The sequence below is a fragment of the Streptomyces sp. NPDC051286 genome, from assembly GCF_044455345.1.
In the GTDB taxonomy this organism is placed as follows: domain Bacteria; phylum Actinomycetota; class Actinomycetes; order Streptomycetales; family Streptomycetaceae; genus Streptomyces.
Genome location: NZ_JBITER010000010.1, coordinates 1 through 17899, shown reverse-complemented (window position 1 = coordinate 17899; position 17899 = coordinate 1). Strand labels below are relative to the sequence as shown.

At 70.3% G+C, this 17899-nt stretch carries 13 protein-coding genes; 8 read left to right on the top strand and 5 right to left on the bottom strand.

The annotated features are described in order from the left end of the window. The first annotated feature begins 3 nt into the window (after window positions 1-3). The 4 genes from nuoL (at window position 4) to recQ (ending at window position 7535) form a co-directional block, all read left to right on the top strand. On the top strand, window positions 4-1923 hold the full coding sequence (nuoL, locus tag ACIBB8_RS12665) for an NADH-quinone oxidoreductase subunit L (RefSeq protein WP_398951245.1): 1920 nt from the start codon (window positions 4-6) through the stop codon (window positions 1921-1923). A 5-nt stretch (window positions 1924-1928) separates the two neighbouring features. After that, entirely contained in the window at window positions 1929-3500 is a 1572-nt protein-coding gene (locus ACIBB8_RS12660) for an NADH-quinone oxidoreductase subunit M (protein ID WP_398951243.1), read from the top strand. Continuing rightward, window positions 3497-5161: an NADH-quinone oxidoreductase subunit NuoN gene (gene nuoN / locus ACIBB8_RS12655; protein ID WP_398951241.1), complete on the top strand. Its 1665-nt coding sequence runs from the start codon at window positions 3497-3499 to the stop codon at window positions 5159-5161. Before ACIBB8_RS12660 ends, nuoN begins: the two co-directional genes overlap by 4 nt. A gap of 349 nt (window positions 5162-5510) precedes the next feature. Continuing rightward, window positions 5511-7535, top strand: coding sequence for a DNA helicase RecQ (gene recQ / locus ACIBB8_RS12650; RefSeq protein WP_398951239.1), 2025 nt, complete (start codon window positions 5511-5513; stop codon window positions 7533-7535). 21 nt (window positions 7536-7556) lie between these two features. Here the strand turns inward: recQ and ACIBB8_RS12645 are convergent, their stop codons facing one another. The 4 genes from ACIBB8_RS12645 to ACIBB8_RS12630 form a co-directional block, all read right to left on the bottom strand. After that, the gene (locus ACIBB8_RS12645) at window positions 7557-8165 is read right to left on the bottom strand and encodes a Uma2 family endonuclease (protein ID WP_398951237.1); all 609 of its coding nucleotides are present in this window, start codon (window positions 8163-8165) and stop codon (window positions 7557-7559) included. Window positions 8166-8312: 147 nt separating this feature from the next. Then, window positions 8313-8996 (bottom strand): GPP34 family phosphoprotein, encoded by a 684-nt coding sequence (locus ACIBB8_RS12640; RefSeq protein WP_398951235.1) that lies wholly within the window; start codon window positions 8994-8996, stop codon window positions 8313-8315. Then, window positions 8993-10222: a fumarylacetoacetase gene (gene fahA / locus ACIBB8_RS12635; RefSeq protein WP_398951233.1), complete on the bottom strand. Its 1230-nt coding sequence runs from the start codon at window positions 10220-10222 to the stop codon at window positions 8993-8995. Before fahA ends, ACIBB8_RS12640 begins: the two co-directional genes overlap by 4 nt. A gap of 137 nt (window positions 10223-10359) precedes the next feature. After that, the gene (locus ACIBB8_RS12630; protein WP_398951231.1) at window positions 10360-12354 is read right to left on the bottom strand and encodes a CocE/NonD family hydrolase; all 1995 of its coding nucleotides are present in this window, start codon (window positions 12352-12354) and stop codon (window positions 10360-10362) included. Window positions 12355-12788: 434 nt separating this feature from the next. Between ACIBB8_RS12630 and ACIBB8_RS12625 the strand changes: the two genes are divergently transcribed. The 4 genes from ACIBB8_RS12625 to ACIBB8_RS12610 all read left to right on the top strand — a co-directional run bounded on the left by ACIBB8_RS12625 (window position 12789) and on the right by ACIBB8_RS12610 (window position 17485). After that, on the top strand, window positions 12789-13799 hold the full coding sequence (locus ACIBB8_RS12625; protein ID WP_398951229.1) for a polyprenyl synthetase family protein: 1011 nt from the start codon (window positions 12789-12791) through the stop codon (window positions 13797-13799). A gap of 485 nt (window positions 13800-14284) precedes the next feature. Further along, window positions 14285-15535: an outer membrane lipoprotein carrier protein LolA gene (locus ACIBB8_RS12620; protein WP_398951227.1), complete on the top strand. Its 1251-nt coding sequence runs from the start codon at window positions 14285-14287 to the stop codon at window positions 15533-15535. A gap of 92 nt (window positions 15536-15627) precedes the next feature. Then, on the top strand, window positions 15628-16614 hold the full coding sequence (locus tag ACIBB8_RS12615; protein WP_398951225.1) for an ATP-binding cassette domain-containing protein: 987 nt from the start codon (window positions 15628-15630) through the stop codon (window positions 16612-16614). After that, on the top strand, window positions 16601-17485 hold the full coding sequence (locus ACIBB8_RS12610; protein ID WP_398951223.1) for an ABC transporter permease: 885 nt from the start codon (window positions 16601-16603) through the stop codon (window positions 17483-17485). The genes ACIBB8_RS12615 and ACIBB8_RS12610 overlap by 14 nt, the downstream gene beginning before the upstream one ends. Before the next feature lie 229 nt (window positions 17486-17714). On the opposite strand, the gene ACIBB8_RS12605 is transcribed toward ACIBB8_RS12610, so the two are convergent. Next, the coding region (locus ACIBB8_RS12605) for a hypothetical protein (RefSeq protein ID WP_398951221.1) at window positions 17715-17899 on the bottom strand (185 nt) is incomplete at its 5' end.

Sequence of the window (17899 nt, the reverse complement as noted above, 5' to 3'; positions counted from 1 at the left end):
ATCGTGGACAACCTCATTGCGCTGCTCATCGCGGCGCCCCTGCTCGGAGCGGCCGTGCTGCTCTGCGGCGGCCGACGGCTGGACCGCTCCGGCCACTGGCTCGGCACCCTGCTCGCCGCCGCCTCGTTCGTCATCGGGGCGGTGCTCTTCACCGACATGCTGGGGAAGGGCGCTGATCACCGGACGCTGCACCAGCACCTGTTCAGCTGGATCCCGGTCGAGAGCTTCCGGGCCGACGTGGCCTTCCAGCTCGACCAGTTGTCGATGACGTTCGTGCTGCTGATCACCGGTGTGGGCACCCTGATCCACCTCTACTCGATCGGCTACATGGAGCACGACGAGCGCCGGCGCCGCTTCTTCGGGTACCTGAACCTGTTCCTCGCGGCGATGCTCCTGCTGGTCCTCGCCGACAACTACCTGTTGCTGTATGTCGGGTGGGAGGGCGTCGGTCTGGCGTCGTACCTGCTGATCGGCTTCTGGCAGCACAAGCCCAGCGCGGCCACCGCCGCCAAGAAGGCGTTCCTGGTCAACCGGGTCGGCGACATGGGCCTGTCGATCGCGATCATGCTGATGTTCACCACGTTCGGCACGTTCGCCTTCGGCCGCGTACTGGCCTCGACCGGGGAGACCGGCGAGGGCAAGCTGACGGCGATCGGTCTGATGCTGCTGCTCGCCGCCTGCGGCAAGTCGGCCCAGGTGCCGCTGCAGTCCTGGCTCGGTGACGCGATGGAGGGTCCGACCCCGGTCTCGGCCCTCATCCACGCCGCCACCATGGTGACCGCGGGCGTCTACCTGATCGTCCGCTCCGGCGCGATCTTCAACGCCGCCCCGGACGCGCAGCTGGTCGTCGTGGTCGTCGGTGGGGTCACGCTGCTGTTCGGTGCGATCGTCGGTTGCGCGAAGGACGACATCAAGAAGGCCCTCGCCGGGTCGACGATGTCGCAGATCGGCTACATGATCCTGGCCGCCGGGCTCGGCCCGATCGGCTATGTCTTCGCGATCATGCACCTGGTGACGCACGGCTTCTTCAAGGCCGGGCTCTTCCTCGGCGCCGGTTCGGTCATGCACGGCATGAACGACGAGGTCGACATGCGGAAGTTCGGCGGCCTGCGGACGTACATGCCGGTCACCTTCGTCACCTTCGGCCTCGGCTATCTGGCGATCATCGGCTTCCCCGGTCTTTCCGGCTTCTTCTCCAAGGACAAGATCATCGAGGCGGCGTTCGCCAAGGGCGGCACCGAGGGCTGGATCCTCGGCGCTGTCACGCTGCTCGGCGCCGCGATCACCGCGTTCTACATGACGCGCGTGATGCTGCTGACGTTCTTCGGCGAGAAGCGCTGGCAGCCCACAGCGTCTGACAACGGCTCCGCCGCGGGCGAGGGCCACCTTCCGCACCCGCACGAGTCCCCGAAGTCGATGACCATCCCCATGATCGTCCTGGCGTTCGGTTCGGTCTTCGCCGGAGGCTTCTTCTCCATCGGTGACCGCTTCCTGAACTGGCTGGAGCCGGTCACCGGGCACAGCCATGGCGACTCGCCCGTCAGCGCCATGACGGTCACCGCCGCCACCATGGTGGTGCTCGTCATCGGCGTCGCCATCGCCTGGGCGATGTACGGGCGCGGTCCGGTCCCGGTCGTCGCCCCGCGCGGCTCGCTGCTCACCCGGGCCGCCCGCCGCGATCTCCTCCAGGACGACTTCAACCACGTGGTCCTGGTCCGCGGCGGCGAGCACCTCACCCGCTCCCTGGTGTACGTCGACCACACTCTGGTCGACGGCGTGGTCAACGGCACGGCCGCATCGATGGGCGGTCTCTCCGGCCGGCTGCGCAAGCTGCAGAACGGCTACGCCCGCTCCTACGCGGTCTCGATGTTCGGCGGTACGGCGATCGTCATCGCCGCGACCCTGCTGATGAGGGCGGTCTGATCACCATGTCCTTTCCCCTCCTGACAGCGACGGCGGCGCTCCCGGCGATCGGCGCGATCGCCACCGCCGCCGTTCCGGCCGCCCGGCGCACCGCCGCCAAATGGCTGGCGCTGCTCTTCTCGCTGGCCACCCTCGTGCTGGCGGGCATCGTGCTTGCCCGCTTCGAGCCCGGAGGCGCCCGCTACCAGCTCACCGAATCACATGCCTGGATCAAGGACTTCGGCGTCCGGTACGAACTGGGTGTGGACGGCATCGGGGTGGCGCTTCTGGCGCTCACCGCCCTGCTGATCCCGTTCGTCATGCTGGCCGGCTGGCACGACGCCGATCCCCTGGAGACGAAGTCCTCGCGCTGGCGTCCCACCCAGGGCTTCTTCGCCCTGATCCTGATGGTCGAAGCGATGGTGATCCTCTCTTTCGAGGCCACCGACGTCTTCCTCTTCTACATCCTCTTCGAAGCCATGCTCATCCCGATGTACTTCCTCATCGGCGGCTTCGGGGACCGGGCACACTCCGGCAGTGACGAGAACGCCGCGGCGCAACGCTCGTACGCCGCGGTCAAGTTCCTCCTCTACAACCTGGCCGGCGGGCTCATCATGCTGGCAGCCGTCATCGGCCTGTACGTCGTCGCGGGCACCTTCTCGCTCTCCGAGATCGCGGAGGCCCGCGCGGGCGGCTCGCTCTCCATGGCGACCAGCACCGAACGCTGGCTGTTCCTCGGGTTCTTCTTCGCCTTCGCGGTGAAGGCCCCGCTCTGGCCGCTGCACACCTGGCTGCCCAACGCCATGGGGGAGGCGACCTCCCCGGTCGCCGTCCTGATCACCGCGGTTGTCGACAAGGTCGGCACCTTCGCGATGCTCCGCTTCTGCCTCCAGCTGTTCCCGGAGGCCAGCAAGTGGGCGACGCCGGTGATCCTGGTCCTCGCGCTGATCAGCATCGTGTACGGGGCGCTGCTCGCTGTCGGCCAGCGCGACATCAAGCGCCTGATCGCCTACGCGTCGATCTCCCACTTCGGCTTCATCATCCTGGGCATCTTCGCGATGACCAGCCAGGGTCAGTCGGGTGCCACGCTCTACATGGTCAACCACGGCATCTCGACGGCGGCGCTGATGCTGGTGGCCGGCTTCCTGATCACCCGGCGCGGTTCGCGGCTCATCGCCGACTACGGCGGGGTGCAGAAGGTGGCGCCGGTCCTGGCCGGCACGTTCCTGATCGGCGGGCTCGCCACCCTGTCGCTCCCCGGCCTCTCCCCGTTCGTCAGCGAATTCCTGGTCCTGGTCGGCACGTTCAGCGCATACCCGGCGGCCGGCATCATCGCCACCACCGGCATCGTGCTCGCCGCGCTCTATGTCCTCGTCCTCTACCAGCGGACGATGACGGGCCCGGTGAAGGCCGAGGTCCGGGGCATGCCCGACCTGAAGGTCCGGGAGTTGGTGGTGGTCCTCCCGCTCGTCGCGCTGCTGGTCTTCCTGGGCGTCTATCCGAAGCCGCTCACCGAGATCGTCAACCCGGCGGTGCAGCACACCATGTCGGACGTACACAAGAAGGACCCCCAGCCTGAGGTGGAGGCCGCCAAGTGAGCGCAACAGCTGTCCACAGCCTGTGGACAATGGCGGGCGGGGTGACATCGGCCGCCCCGCACGAGAAGTTCAAGGCGCCGGTCATCGAGTACGCCCAGCTGGCCCCGGTCCTCATTGTGATCGGTGTCGCGGTCGTCGGCGTACTCGTCGAGGCCTTCGTACCGCGCCGGGCCCGCTACTACACACAGGTCTTCCTGACCGTCGTCGCCCTCGCCGCCGCGTTCGCCGCGGTCATCGGTCTCGCGGCCGGGGGGTACGGCACGACGAAGGCGCACATCGCCGCGATGGGCGCCATCGCCGTCGACGGACCCGCCCTGTTTCTGCAGGGCACCATCCTGCTGACGTCGCTGGTCGCCGTCTTCACCTTCGCCGAGCGGCGGCTCGACCCCGAGTCGCACGGCAACCGCGTCGACTCGTTCGCCGCACAGGCCGCTTCGGTGCCCGGCAGCGAGAGCGAGCAGGCCGCGGTCAAGGCGGGCTTCACCACCACCGAGGTCTTCCCGCTGGTCCTCTTCTCGGTGGCGGGCATGCTGGTCTTCCCGGCGGCCAACGATCTGCTGACGCTCTTCGTGGCCCTGGAAGTCTTCTCCCTCCCGCTCTACCTGCTGTGCGCCGTCGCCCGCCGCAAGCGGCTGATGTCGCAGGAGGCGGCGGTGAAGTACTTCCTGCTCGGCGCCTTCTCGTCGGCGTTCCTCCTCTTCGGGATCGCCCTGCTGTACGGGTACGCGGGCTCCGTCTCCTACGCGGCCATCGCCAACGTGGTCGACGGCTCCGTCACCCAGATCGACCCGGCGCTCGCCGCCACCATGGGCAACGACGTGCTGCTGCTGATCGGCGGCGCGATGATCCTGACCGGGCTGCTCTTCAAGGTCGGCGCCGTCCCGTTCCACATGTGGACCCCGGACGTCTACCAGGGCGCCCCGACCCCGGTCACCGGCTTCATGGCCGCGGCCACGAAGGTCGCCGCGTTCGGTGCGCTGCTGCGCCTGCTGTACGTGGTGCTGCCGGGCCTCACCTGGGACTGGCGGCCGGTCTTGTGGGCCGTCGCGATCGTCACGATGCTGGGCGGTGCGATCGTCGCCATCACCCAGACCGACATCAAGCGGCTGCTGGCCTACTCGTCCATCGCGCACGCCGGCTTCATCCTCGCCGGTGTCATCGCGACGACCCCGAGCGGCATCTCCTCGGTGCTCTTCTACCTGGGTGCGTACTCCTTCGTGACGGTCGGCGCGTTCGCCGTCGTCACGCTGGTGCGCGACGCGGGCGGCGAGGCGACCCACCTGTCGAAGTGGGCCGGGCTGGGCCGGCGCTCGCCGCTGGTCGCCGCGGTCTTCGCGGTGTATCTGCTCGCCTTCGCCGGTATCCCGCTGACCTCCGGCTTCGCCGGAAAGTTCGCGGTCTTCAAGGCGGCGGCGGAGGGCGGCGCGGGCGGCCTGGTCGTGGTCGGTGTGATTTCGTCCGCCATTGCCGCGTTCTTCTACATCCGGGTCATCGTGCTCATGTTCTTCAGCGAGCCGAAGGCGGACGGCCCGGCAGTCGCCGTCCCGTCCCCGCTGACGATGACGACGATCGCGGTCGGCGTCGCCGTCACGCTGGTGCTGGGCCTGGCCCCGCAGTACTTCCTCGACCTGGCGAGCCAGGCGGGAGTGTTCGTGAGGTGACGCGGAGCGGCCGACCGGTGTCCCGGTTGCCGTTCTGCTCCCGGTCGCGGGGGGGGGGGGGGGGGGTGGCCCCCCCCCCCCCCCCGGTGGGGGGCCGGGGGGGAGGGTGGGGTGTCCCCGCGGGGGGGGGGTTGTAACCGGGGGGCGGTTGGGTGGCGGGGGGGGGGGGGGGGGGGGGCCGCGCCCGGGGGGGGGGGGGGGGGCCGCCCCCCCCCCCCCCCGGCGACCGGCTTTCCGGGACCGGCGGGCAGTGTGGTCTGCCCGCCGTGGCGGGCGTTGTCACCGGCGGCGCTTATCGTGGCAGGGGACGGCGCAGGACAGAACGGGACGGACCCCGGGGGACAGAGTGATGAGCGGGACGGGCGGGACCATGGATGTGACCGAGAGCGCCGAGAGCGAAGCGCAGCAGACGCTGCACCGGGTGTTCGGGTACGAGACGTTCCGCGGCGAACAGGAAGCGGTCGTCGACCACGTGGTGGCGGGCGGTGACGCCGTCGTCCTCATGCCCACCGGTGGCGGAAAGTCCCTCTGCTACCAGATCCCGGCCCTGGTCAGACCTGGTACGGGCGTTGTCGTCTCACCACTGATCGCGCTCATGCAGGACCAGGTCGACGCGCTGCGGGCGCTCGGTGTGCGTGCCGGGTTCATCAACTCCACGCAGGACTTCGACGAGCGCCGGGTCATGGAGGCGGAATTCCTCGCCGGTGAGCTCGACCTGCTGTACCTGGCGCCGGAGCGGCTCCGCCTGGACTCCACCCTCCAGCTGCTCGCCCGCGGAAAGATCTCCGTCTTCGCCATCGACGAGGCGCACTGCGTCGCCCAGTGGGGCCACGACTTCCGGCCGGACTACCTGGCGCTGTCGGTGCTCGGCGAGCGCTGGCCCGACGTGCCCCGGATCGCCCTGACGGCCACGGCGACGAACGCCACGCACCAGGAGATCACCCAGCGTCTGGGCATGCCCGACGCGAAGCACTTCGTCGCCAGCTTCGACCGGCCCAACATCCAGTACCGGATCGTGCCGAAGTCCGACCCGAAGAAGCAGCTGCTCTCCTTCCTGAAGGAGGAGCACGCCGGGGACGTCGGCATCGTCTACTGCCTGTCGCGCAACTCGACGGAGAAGACCGCCGAGTATCTCTGCCGCAACGGCATCGAGGCGGTTCCGTACCACGCGGGTCTGGACGCCGGGACGCGTGCGCGCCACCAGGCGCGGTTCCTGCGCGAGGACGGTCTGGTCGTCGTGGCGACGATCGCGTTCGGCATGGGCATCGACAAGCCGGACGTGCGATTCGTCGCCCACCTCGACCTGCCCAAGTCGGTCGAGGGCTACTACCAGGAGACCGGCCGCGCGGGCCGCGACGGGCTGCCGTCCACGGCGTGGATGGCGTACGGCCTCCAGGACGTCGTCCAGCAGCGCAAGCTGATCCAGGGCGGCGAGGGCGACGAGGCGTTCCGCCGCCGCGCGGCCACCCACCTCGACGCGATGCTCGCCCTGTGCGAGACCGCCGACTGCCGCCGCGCCCGGCTGCTCACATACTTCGGCCAGGAGCCGCAGACCGCGGCCTGCGGCAACTGCGACACCTGCCTCACCCCGCCCGAGACCTGGGACGGCACGGTGGCCGCGCAGAAACTGCTGTCCACCGTGGTCCGGCTGAAGCGGGAGCGCGGCCAGAAGTTCGGCGCCGGCCAGATCGTCGACATCCTGCTGGGGCGCAAGACCGCGAAGGTCATCCAGTTCGACCACGACCAGCTGTCGGTCTTCGGCATCGGCGAGGAGCTGTCCGAGGCGGAATGGCGGGGCGTGGTCAGGCAGTTGCTGGCCCAGGGCCTGCTGGAGGTCGAGGGCGAGTACGGCACGCTGGTGCTGACGCAGGACAGCGGCTCGGTGCTCGGCCGCGAGCGCGAGGTACGGCTGCGCAAGGAGGCGGCGAAGCCCGCTTCGCGCTCCTCGAAGGGCGAACGCAAGGCGAAGACCTCGGCGGCTGTCGCCGAACTGGCCCCGGAGGCCGTACCGGTCTTCGAGGCGCTGCGGGCCTGGCGCGGCGCCCGGGCGAAGGAGCAGGGCGTCCCGGCGTACGTCATCTTCCACGACGCGACGCTGCGCGAGATCGCGACGGTGCGGCCGGCTTCCCTGGCCGAGCTGAGTGGCGTCGGCGGCCTGGGCGAGAAGAAGCTGGCGACCTACGGGGAGGGGGTGCTGGACGTGCTGGCGTCGTTCGGGGACGCAGGGCCCGAGGCGCCGGACGCGGAACCCGCACCGGCCCCGCACCACGTTCCGGCCCCGAACCCGAACCCGGCCCCGGTTCCGGGACCGCCGGTGGCCCCGGACGCAGACCCGGAGTTCGGCTGGGACGAGGAACCGCCCGAGTACGAGTGAGTGCCGGGCGCCGGGGCCCGACTACTCCGGGTCGGTCGCCCGGCGACGGGCGGTGATCGCGGTGAGATCCAGATCGACGGGGAAGGGAACGGAGACCTTCATCCGGTCGTGGAAGATGCCGGTGGAGGTGTAGGCGCCGGTGGCCGGCTCCAGCTCGAAGACGTAGACCACGGCGCGGCCGTCCTGGTTCTCCACCCGCCAGAAGTGCGGGATCTTGACCCGGGCGTACTTCACGGGCTTGGTCTCCCGGTCTCGCGACCGTGATTCCGGGGAGACGACCTCGATGGCCAGCTGTACGGACTCGGCAGGGAAGCGGGTCTGGTTCGGGTCCTGGACGATGTCGCCGTCCACGACGATCACATCGGGTTCGGGCCGGTTGTAGCGGTCGATGTCGATGGTGAACTCGCGCACGACCTCCAAGTCGGCCGGCGCCAGCGACTGCAGCTGCCAGTTGAAGAAGTCGACCGCCCGTGAATGGAACAGGGTCTGCGGACTCACGAAAACAAGGCTCCCGTCGATCAGCTCCGTGTGCGGAGGCAGATTCGGGAGTGTGTCCAGGTCATCGGCGGTCCAGCCGCCGACGGGCGGAACCGCCCACCGCGGCTCGGGGGCCTCGGGTTCGACGCTCATCAGTGCTCCCATGACGCAGAGTCTCGCGGGAGATTCCAGCGTATCGGCCGGGAACGGGGCACGGCTCCCCCAAATGTGTGAACGACCCACGCACGGCTGACCGCCTCAGCCTCTTTCTCGGCCGGCCCCGGTCAGCCCCGTCCCCCGTCAGTCCCCGTTGCTCCCGCCGCCAGTGCCGCCGATGTTCCCGCCGATCCTGTTCGACTTGTCCTGGCGTACGTTCCGGTGCACCGCATGGGCGGTCCACTCGTCGTGTACCAGATCGCGCATCGCCCAACGGCTCCGCAGGCCGCCCCGCGCCACCTCGTGCGAGAGACCGATCGCCGAGACCAGCGCAGCCAGGACCCGGCCGCGCGGGCCGGGGAACCCCGCCGTCTCGGCGGCCGCGAAACGCTCCCGGACGCCGGCCGACAGAGCCGGGTCAGCCACTGGGTGGCGGTGGTACGGCAACAGGCCGAGGAACCGGTGGGTCTCCCTGCGCAGGACCGAGCGGCCGACCAGGTGGTCCAGGCACAGCTCCTCGACGTACCGGCCGGTCCGCCGTATCCAGGGCTTCGCGCTGACGCCGCCCGCGAGCCTGCCCTCGTCCGGGGCAGGCAGGCTCCCGAGGACCTGCGCGAGCAGCGGGTCCTGGGGAGCCAGCGGGCTGATCACCCGTACCCGGCCGAGCCGTTCGGCGATCCGGCCCTGGAGCTCCAGCTCCGCGAGGACCGCACCCGCCATCCCGTACTCCAGGAAACGGGTGCGGCAGTACGGCTTGCCGCGCTGCGGGTCCAGCGCGAGCAGCAGCAGTTCCTCGGGGAGCGTGAGCCCCGGTGAGTCCGTGGTCACGACGCGGGCACGATCCGTCCCGTGACTTCGCCGAGGCCGACCCTCGTGCCGTGCGGTCCCGGCGCCCAGGCGGTCATCGTCACCGTGTCGCCGTCCTCCAGGAAGGTCCGCTTGCCCTCGGGGAGTTCCAGGGGTTCGCTGCCGTTCCAGGTGAGCTCCAGGAGCGAGCCGCGCTGACCGGGCTCGGCGCCGCTGACCGTGCCGGATCCGTACAGGTCGCCGGTGCGCAGCGAGGCGCCGTTCACCGTCATGTGGGCCAGCATCTGGGCGGCCGTCCAGTACATGGTGGCGAACGGCGGCTCGGCGACCAGATGTCCGTTGATCGCGACCGAGATCCGCAGGTCGAGGCCGCCGGGCTCCTCCTCGCCCGTGTCGTCGAGGTACGGAAGCAGCGGGAAGTCCCGGGCGGGCGGCGCGATCCGGGCCGCCTCCAGGGCTTCGAGCGGCGTCACCCACGCCGATACGGACGTGGCGAAGGACTTGCCGAGGAACGGGCCCAGCGGGACGTACTCCCACGCCTGGATGTCCCGCGCCGACCAGTCGTTGAGCAGCGAGAGTCCGAAGACATGGTCGCGGAACCTGCCGAGCGGGACCGGCCGTCCGTGCCCCGAGGGGACGCCCACCACGAAGCCGACCTCGGCCTCGATGTCCAGCTTGACCGAGGGGCCGAAGACCGGGGCGGCGTCGGACGGCGCCTTGCGCTGGCCGCAGGGGCGCACCACATCAGTGCCGGAGACGACGACGGTGCCGGACCGGCCGTGGTAGCCGATCGGGAGGTGCTTCCAGTTCGGCGTCAGCGCGGCGCCGTCCGGCCGGAAGATCTTTCCGACGTTGGTGGCGTGGTTCTCGCTGGCGTAGAAGTCGACGTAGTCCGCGACCGCGTACGGCATATGGAGCGTCACCGACCCGACCGGGTGCAGCAGTGGCTCGATGTCCGGGCGGTGTGCCGGGACCGTCACCCACGCGGTCAACGCCCGCCGGACGTCCCGCCACGCCGTGCGGCCCGCCGACAGCAGCGCGGTCAGATCCGGCTGGGCGAGAAGCTGGGTGTAGGGCGAGCCGAGCGCGTGCGCCGCGGCTCCGGCGTCCAGCACGTGGTTGCCGATGCGGACGCCGACCCGGCGGTTCTCGGGGTGGTCGTGGGTGGAGAACACCCCGTACGGAAGGTTGTGCGGACCGAAGGGGTCGCCCTCGGCCAGATCGAGCGGGCTGCTCTGCTCGGGCATCTGTTGCTGCCTCGCTTTCCAGGTCGCTTGGGGGACACGTTACGTCGGTGTCGTTACCCCGCGGCAGTGTCGCAACTACGCGCAATGACCGGAAAGTTCCGTCATATCCCCACGTGAGGAGGGGTACGGCGGTCCTTTCAGCCCGCTGTGCGCGGGATCCGCTTCTCCCAGGTCCGGTGGAAGACGATCTCGTCGCCGTCCTTGCACACCACCTCGTCGGACATGATGAAGCCGGTCTCGTCCGCACTGATCTCGGACCGCGTCTCGATCCGCGTGTCCCAGGCCATCTCAGGCCGGTGCAGCCGGATCGTCCAGTCGGAGCGGGTGCGCGCCGACAGCGGGTCGTTCTCCTGGATCGTGTACGTCTCCACTGCGTCCTCGGTGAATTCGAGGCCGTCCGGGTGGACGCGGGTACCGCCGTGGCGCGGGTCGACCTCCAGCCGCCATTCGCCCTTGGCGACATCGCGGACCACCAGCCGCTCGGGGCGGGGCTCGTCGAGCGTCACCGGGAGGACGACGCCGAGCGGCTCCGACTGCTCCGCCTGCTCGAACCTGATCGAGGGATCCTCGGTGTGGCGGCGCACCGGCAGTTCGACGAAGCTGCCGTCCGCGTCCAGCGTGAAGCCCGCCGAACCGGCCTGCGGCCAGATCCACGGCCAGTAGGAGGAGGAGACGGCGAGCCTGATCCGGTGGCCGGGCGGGAAGATGTGCCCGATGCCGTTCAGCTCGAAGGCGACGTCCTCGGTCGCACCGGCCGGCCAGTCGTCGGACCGGTCGCGACCGTGCCGGGCCGACAGGTTGAGGACGCCGCGGGTGACGAGCGTGGACGAGCCGTCCGGGGCGACGTCGCAGAGCCGGGCGATCGCCTGGCCGCGCGGCACGTCCATCCGGATCCGGAGCTTCACCCTGGGGTGGCCCAGGATCTCGACGGGGGAGTCCTCGACCGGGAATTCGAAGGAGACGGACTTGGCGTCCTCGTCGCGCTGGTCGGGCGGCAGATCGGCGTCGTTGCCGAACGGGAGGAACCGTCCGGCGTCCAGCCCGGTGTACTGCGGCGAATCGACGGTCTGCGGCCCGCCCTGGAGGGCGTAGGTGAGCGGCGCGACGTTCTCCGAAGGCCAGCCGGTGTCACCGACCCACCGTCCGGGCAGCGTCTCGTACACCGTCGCGGGCCGGTGCGACTCGCTGATCCAGGACCGCAGCAGCGGCTCGGACATGACGCCGGTGTCCCGGTCCTTCAGGTGCTGGTCCCACCAGCGCAGCGTCTCCTGGAGGAAGCCGATCGAAGGGCCGGGCGGCAGGCCGCGGTCCGGGTACTGGTGCGACCACGGGCCGATCAGCCCGCGCACCTTCGCCGGGTCGAGGTGCTCGACGAGCCGCAGCACGGTGTCGCGGTACGGGTCGTGCCAGCCGCCGACCGCGAGCACGTTCGCCCGGATGGCGGAGTAGTTCTCGCGGACGCTGCCGTGCTTCCAGTAGTCGTCGCGGGTCTGGTGCGTCAGCCAGGTGTGGATGAACGGCTCGACCGCTTCGAGCCGGTTGCGCCACATGTCCTTCCACTCCTCGCCGACCTGCGCCGGGTCCGGCGGGCGGCAGACGAAGGCGAGCATGGTGGCCGCCCAGGCGTGCATGTCGACGGCGAGGACCGAGCCGCCCATGTAGTGCACGTCGTTGTCGTAGCGGTCGTCGGTCGAGCAGACGGTGACGATCGCCTTCAGCGGCTCCGGGGCGAGCGCGGCGATCTGGAGGGAGTTGAAGCCGCCCCAGGAGATGCCGAACATGCCGACCCGGCCGGAGCACCACTCCTGCTCGGCCAGCCAGTGGATGACGGCGACCCCGTCGGCGAGCTCGGTCGCGTCGTACGCGTCGCCCGGCATCCCCTCGCTGTTGCCGTGCCCGCGGACGTCCACGCGTACGGAGGCGTAGCCGTGGCCCGCATACCAGGGGTGGCGCTGCCAGTCGCGCGGCGCCGTCCAGTCGCTCAGCCGGTACGGCAGGTACTCCAGGAGCGCCGGCACGGGGTCGTCGGTGACCGGCCTCCAGATCCGCGCGTACAGCCGTGTGCCGTCCGGCAGCGGGATGCGGACGTCCTCATGGGTGGTGTCGTACGGGAACCTGGTCCGGATGTGCATGGCGGTACCTCGGTGGGAGGGGTGCGTGGTACGCCTCGGCCAGGGGCCGGCCGCGATACCGGCCGCACCGGCCGGCGTCGCGGCGCCGTTCGCCACGGTGTCGGTTCGCCGCCGTTTCGGCGAAATGGAGGACCGGGACGGTCTGTGTGCCGAGGAACGAGAACCGCTCCGGACCTCCGGGCCGGACAGGGGGGTCAGCCCCGTGGCCGGCCGGAAAAGGCGTGGTCATCGGCGGATGGCGGCTCTGTCAGGTCGCGGGCGGCAGTGCTGTGGGACAAAGGGGCTACTCCTGATCGTATGAGCTGATCACGAACATACCGGCGGTGGCGGGAAGGCGCCCACGGTGATCCAAACGGGACCGGATACGCTGACTTGAGTGATGACAGCGACACATCGACATTCCGTGTGATCGTCAGCAGACAGGAGATCCCCTCGTGACCGTCGTCGGGCCGTTCGGACTGAGCGTGCGGGACCAGGCTCTTGAGGCCGATGTCCAGACCGGTTTGGCCGCTGTCGAGGCGGGGCTGCTGGATGCCACCAAGAGCGAAGTCCCGTTCATCACAGAGGCCGCGCAGCATCTCGTACGGGCCGGGGGCAAGCGTTTCCGGCCGCTGCTGACGATGCTGGCGTCCCAGTTCGGTGACGCGGACGCGCCGGGTGTCGTGCCGTCCGCCGTGGTCGTCGAGCTGACGCATCTCGCGACGCTCTACCACGACGACGTGATGGACGAGGCGGAGGTACGCCGCGGCGTCGACAGCGCCAACACCCGCTGGGGCAACTCGGTGGCCGTGCTGACCGGCGACTTCCTCTTCGCGCGCGCCTCGCACATCCTGGCCGACCTCGGCCCGGAGGCCGTACGTGTCCAGGCCGAGGCGTTCGAACGCCTGGTCACCGGACAGATCCTGGAGACCGCGGGCCCGCGCGACGGCCGCGACCCGGTCGAGCACTACCTCGACGTGATGCGCGGCAAGACCGGCTCGCTGATCGCCGTGGCCTGCCGGTTCGGCGCGATGATGGCCGGCGCCGACGAGTCCGCCGTGGACATCCTCACCCAGTACGGGGAACGGCTCGGCGTCGCGTTCCAACTCGCCGACGACCTGCTCGACATCGCCTCCGACAGCCACGAGTCCGGCAAGACCCCCGGCACCGATCTGCGGGAAGGAATCCCGACGCTTCCCGTCCTGCACCTGCGGGCGCAGGCGGCGGCCGGCGGCAAGCCGGACGACCTGGAGATCCTTGAGCTGCTGGACGGCGACCTGAGCGACGACGACCGGCTGGCCGAGGCGCTCTGCCGGCTGCGGGCGCACCCGGCGCTGGAGCAGGCCCGGCACGACACGGTCCGGTACGCGGAGGAGGCGCGGGCGGCCCTGAAGCCGCTTCCCGAGTGCTACGCGAAGGCCGCACTGGAAGAGCTGTGCGACGCCGTGGTGCACCGCGCCGGCTAAGGCCTGTTCTGAGTTCCCCGTCGTCCGCGCGAAGCGCGGGCGCAGCGGTGGTCGGTGCGTGCGATCGGCGTGCGGTGTCGCAGGTCATGTGGCGGAGCCACCTGTCCTGCGGCGCGGTGCGGCGAGCGTGCGTGCCGGGCGTCGGGGCGCAGGCGGGGAACTCAGAACAGGCCCTAGGGCGTTCGAAATCCCGCCTGGCCCGCCCTACGGGCGGAGGAGGCTCCTTCCGGAATACGCCCCGGTGCCCCTCCCGGCAAGCACTGCCCCGTCGTTCGCCGGCCCTACCCCTACGGGTCGGGGGAGGGGCGACCGTGTCGTGTCATACCGAAGAGGTATGCGCGGTTGCGTCCGCGGGTTGATGATTCCGCCCGGTGAATTTGGTCAGATGGAGAACAACCACTCCTGACCACATCGAGTGAGAACGGCGGCACGGAGTGGACGAGTGCATCCGGACGGAAGCCGCCGACCACGGAGGTAGGGCACACATGGCACCGAACGACAGCGCAGAGACCACCGGCAGCGCCACGAGCACCACGGCCGCCCGCAGAAAGGCGGCCCGCTACATTGTCCCGGTCGCGGTGGCGGGGGTGGCGGCCGCGACGATCGGTCTGGTCCCGGCGCTCGCGGACTCCGGTGACCCGCAACTGCCGAAGATCAGCGCACAGCAGCTCATCGAGAAGATCGCGGCCTCGGACACCCAGCAGCTCTCCGGCACGGTGCGGGTCAGCACTGACCTCGGCATCCCGTCGCTGGGCGGCCTGGCCGAGTCGTTCGCCCGGAGCGACGGCGGCGAGCAGGGCGGTTCGAGCGCCGCTCCGAAGGACAGGCTGACGGAACTCGCCTCCGGCACGCACACGCTGCGGGTGGCCGCCGACGGCCCCGACAAGCAGCGCATCTCCATTCTGGACAGCGCCGCCGAGTACAGCGTGATCCGCAACGGGGACCAGCTCTGGGCGTACGACAGCAGCTCCGACGAGGCGTACCACGCGACCACCGACAAGGCCCCGGACGCCGAGAAGCACGAGGGGCGCACCACCCCGGAGGGCGTGCCGACCACACCGAAGGCACTGGCCGAGCAGGCGCTGAAGGCGGCGGATTCCACCACCTCCGTCACCGTCGACGGCACGGCGCAGGTCGCCGGGCGTGATGCGTACAAGCTGGTCATCAAGCCCAAGCAGGGTGGCTCGACGATCGGCGCGATCACCGTCGCGGTCGATGCGAAGAACGGCGTGCCGCTGAAGTTCACCCTCTCCCCGAGCGGCGGCGGCAAGGCGGTGATCGACGCCGGGTTCACCAGCGTCGACTTCGCGAGGCCCGCGGCGTCCTCGTTCACGTTCACCCCGCCCAAGGGCACCAAGGTGACCGAGGCGGACGAGGCGAAGGCGGGGAAGCAGGCGGAGAAGAACGTCGGGCAGGGGCCGGAGGGCCTGACCGGTCTGGACGGGTTCGCCGGCGGCGGAGGCGCGAAGGTCATCGGCGAGGGCTGGGGCACGATCCACGTGATCGAGTCACCCGGCGCCAAGGGACTCCCCGCTGCGGAGAAGAACGCGGATGTTCCGCCCGCGGCCCAGCAGTTCCTGGACTCGTTCGGCGACAAGGTCACCGGAAAGTTCGGCTCCGGCACGGTCTTCAAGACCCGCTTGGTCAACGCCCTGATGACGGACGACGGCAAGGTCTACGTCGGTGCGGTCACCAAGGACGCGCTCGTCAAGGCAGCTGACAGCGCCGCCCACTGACGTTCCCGTCCTTCCCGCATCGCACCACCGCCCCGCCGTATCCTCCGTACGGCGGGGCGTTCCGTTACCCGGACCATGGGGGAGAGTTGCGCATGACAGAGCCCGGTGCCGTGACCGATTCGTCGGTGATGCCCTGGACCGGAACGGCCGTGATCGAGACCCGGGGTCTCACCAAGCGGTATCGCGGCGGCCAACTCGCCGTCGACGGACTCGACCTCAGCGTCCCCGAAGGCAGCGTCTTCGGTTTCCTCGGGCCCAACGGTTCCGGGAAGACCACCACGATCCGGATACTGATGGGGCTGATCGCCCCGACGTCCGGCAGCGCCCGGGTCCTCGGCGACCCCATGCCGGGCGCCGCCCGCACCGTACTCCCGCAGGTCGGCACGCTGATCGAAGGGCCCGCGCTGTACGCGTTCCTGACCGGCCGGGACAACCTCGTACGGTACGACTCCGCCGACCCGGCCGCTGATCCGCGCACCCGTCGCGCCCGGGTCGCCGCCGCCCTGGACCGGGTGGGGCTCGCCGCCGCCGCGGGCAAGAAGGCGAAGGCGTACTCGCTGGGCATGAAGCAGCGCCTCGGGCTCGCCGCCGCCCTGCTGCAGCCGCGCCGCCTCCTCGTCCTGGACGAGCCGACCAACGGACTCGACCCGCAGGGCATGCGCGAGATCCGCACCCTGGTCCGGGAACTGGCGGCCGACGGCACCACCGTCTTCCTCTCCTCCCACCTCCTCGACGAGATCGAACAGGTCTGCACGCACGCCGCGGTCATGGCCCGGGGGCGGCTGATCACCCAGGGGCCGGTCGCCGACCTCGCGGCCGGCGCCCGAGGCCGGCTCGCCGTCACCACCCCCGACCCCGCCGACGCCGCCCGCATCCTCAAGGAACACGGCGTCACCGGCGTCACCGTCGAGGGCGACCGGGTCACCGCCGAACCCCCGCCGCGCGAGGTCGAGCTCGCCGACCTGAGCGGGGCACTGGTCCACGGCGGTGTACGCGTACGGTCCTTCGGCGTCGAGCGGGCCTCGCTGGAGGACGCCTTCGTCGCACTCACCGGAGAGAGTTTCGATGTCGCAGGCTGAAGTCGCACCCGTACGGGCGGGCCGCTCCCGCAACCCCCTGTGGACGTTCGGGATCCTCCGCTCCGAACTGGCCACGACCCTGCGCCGCGGGCGCACGCTGGCGCTGCTCGGGGTGCTCGCCGCCGTCCCCGTACTGATCGGGATCGCGGTGAGGATCCAGACGAGCGACGGCTCGCCCGCCGGGCCGCGCGACGGCGGGGGACCGGCGTTCCTCTCCCAGGTGACCAACAACGGCCTGTTCCTGGTGTTCGCCGCGCTCGCGGTGACGCTTCCGGTCTTCCTGCCGCTGACCGTCGGCGTCGTCGCGGGCGACGCGATCGCGGGCGAGGCCGGTGCGGGCACCCTGCGCTATCTGCTGGTCGCACCCGCGGGCCGGACCCGGCTGCTGCTCACCAAGTACACCGCCACCCTCGCGTTCTGCCTGATCGCGACCCTTGTCGTGGCGGTGTCGGCGCTCGCCGTCGGGGCGCTGCTCTTCCCGGTCGGGGAGGTCACGACGATCTCCGGGACCCGGATCGGCGTCGGCGCGGGGCTGCTGCGGGCCGGCCTGATCGCGGTGACGGTGGCGGCGTCACTCATCGGGTTCGCGGCGCTCGGGCTGTTCGTCTCGACGCTCGCCGGCAGCGGGATCGCGGCGATGGCCGCGACGGTCGGGGTGCTGATCACCGTACAGATCCTGGACACGGTCCCGCAGTTGAGCGGCATCCATCCGTATCTCTTCCCCCACTACTGGATGTCCTTCGCGGACCTGCTGCGCGACCCCGTCTACTGGGACGAGATCGTCAAGAACCTGGAGCTGCAGGGGCTGTACGCGGCGGTGTTCGGCTCGGCGGCCTGGGCGCGCTTCACGGCGAAGGACATCACGGCCTGAGCGGGCGGGCCTTCGCCGGATCCGCCCGCGCCGTCGGCCGGGCGAGCCGTCCCCCGATCGGCTCGTCGCGGCACGTACGGCACGAACGGTGCGAACAACTGGAACGGCACGACATGGCACGGTCCATTTCCGCCTGAACATTGTTCGACTTCATGTGACGGACTGTCAACAAGGATCAGGGCAAACGCGCCCATGCTCACCGAATGATCACATCGTCGACTCCCCGGGGTCAGCCGAGGAAGGTCTTGGCGCGGGTGGCGGCGGCCGTGTCGTTCAGTACGTCACCGGGCCGGTTTTTGCGCGCATCGACTGCACGCGTCTGAGAGCCTGTCGGGTGGCTGATCGTAAGCGGTGCGTGATTGGTGCCTGTGGGTGCCGGGCATGGCGAAGGCCCCGGAATGATCACGTGGTGTG

Coding starts and splice junctions, on each gene's coding strand:
- ACIBB8_RS12630 (WP_398951231.1), bottom strand. CDS start 12,354: ATGCACATCCGGACCAGGTTCCCGTACGACACCACCCATGAGGACGTC.
- recQ (WP_398951239.1), top strand. CDS start 5,511: ATGAGCGGGACGGGCGGGACCATGGATGTGACCGAGAGCGCCGAGAGC.
- ACIBB8_RS12660 (WP_398951243.1), top strand. CDS start 1,929: ATGTCCTTTCCCCTCCTGACAGCGACGGCGGCGCTCCCGGCGATCGGC.
- ACIBB8_RS12620 (WP_398951227.1), top strand. CDS start 14,285: ATGGCACCGAACGACAGCGCAGAGACCACCGGCAGCGCCACGAGCACC.
- ACIBB8_RS12610 (WP_398951223.1), top strand. CDS start 16,601: ATGTCGCAGGCTGAAGTCGCACCCGTACGGGCGGGCCGCTCCCGCAAC.
- ACIBB8_RS12615 (WP_398951225.1), top strand. CDS start 15,628: ATGACAGAGCCCGGTGCCGTGACCGATTCGTCGGTGATGCCCTGGACC.
- fahA (WP_398951233.1), bottom strand. CDS start 10,222: ATGCCCGAGCAGAGCAGCCCGCTCGATCTGGCCGAGGGCGACCCCTTC.
- ACIBB8_RS12645 (WP_398951237.1), bottom strand. CDS start 8,165: ATGAGCGTCGAACCCGAGGCCCCCGAGCCGCGGTGGGCGGTTCCGCCC.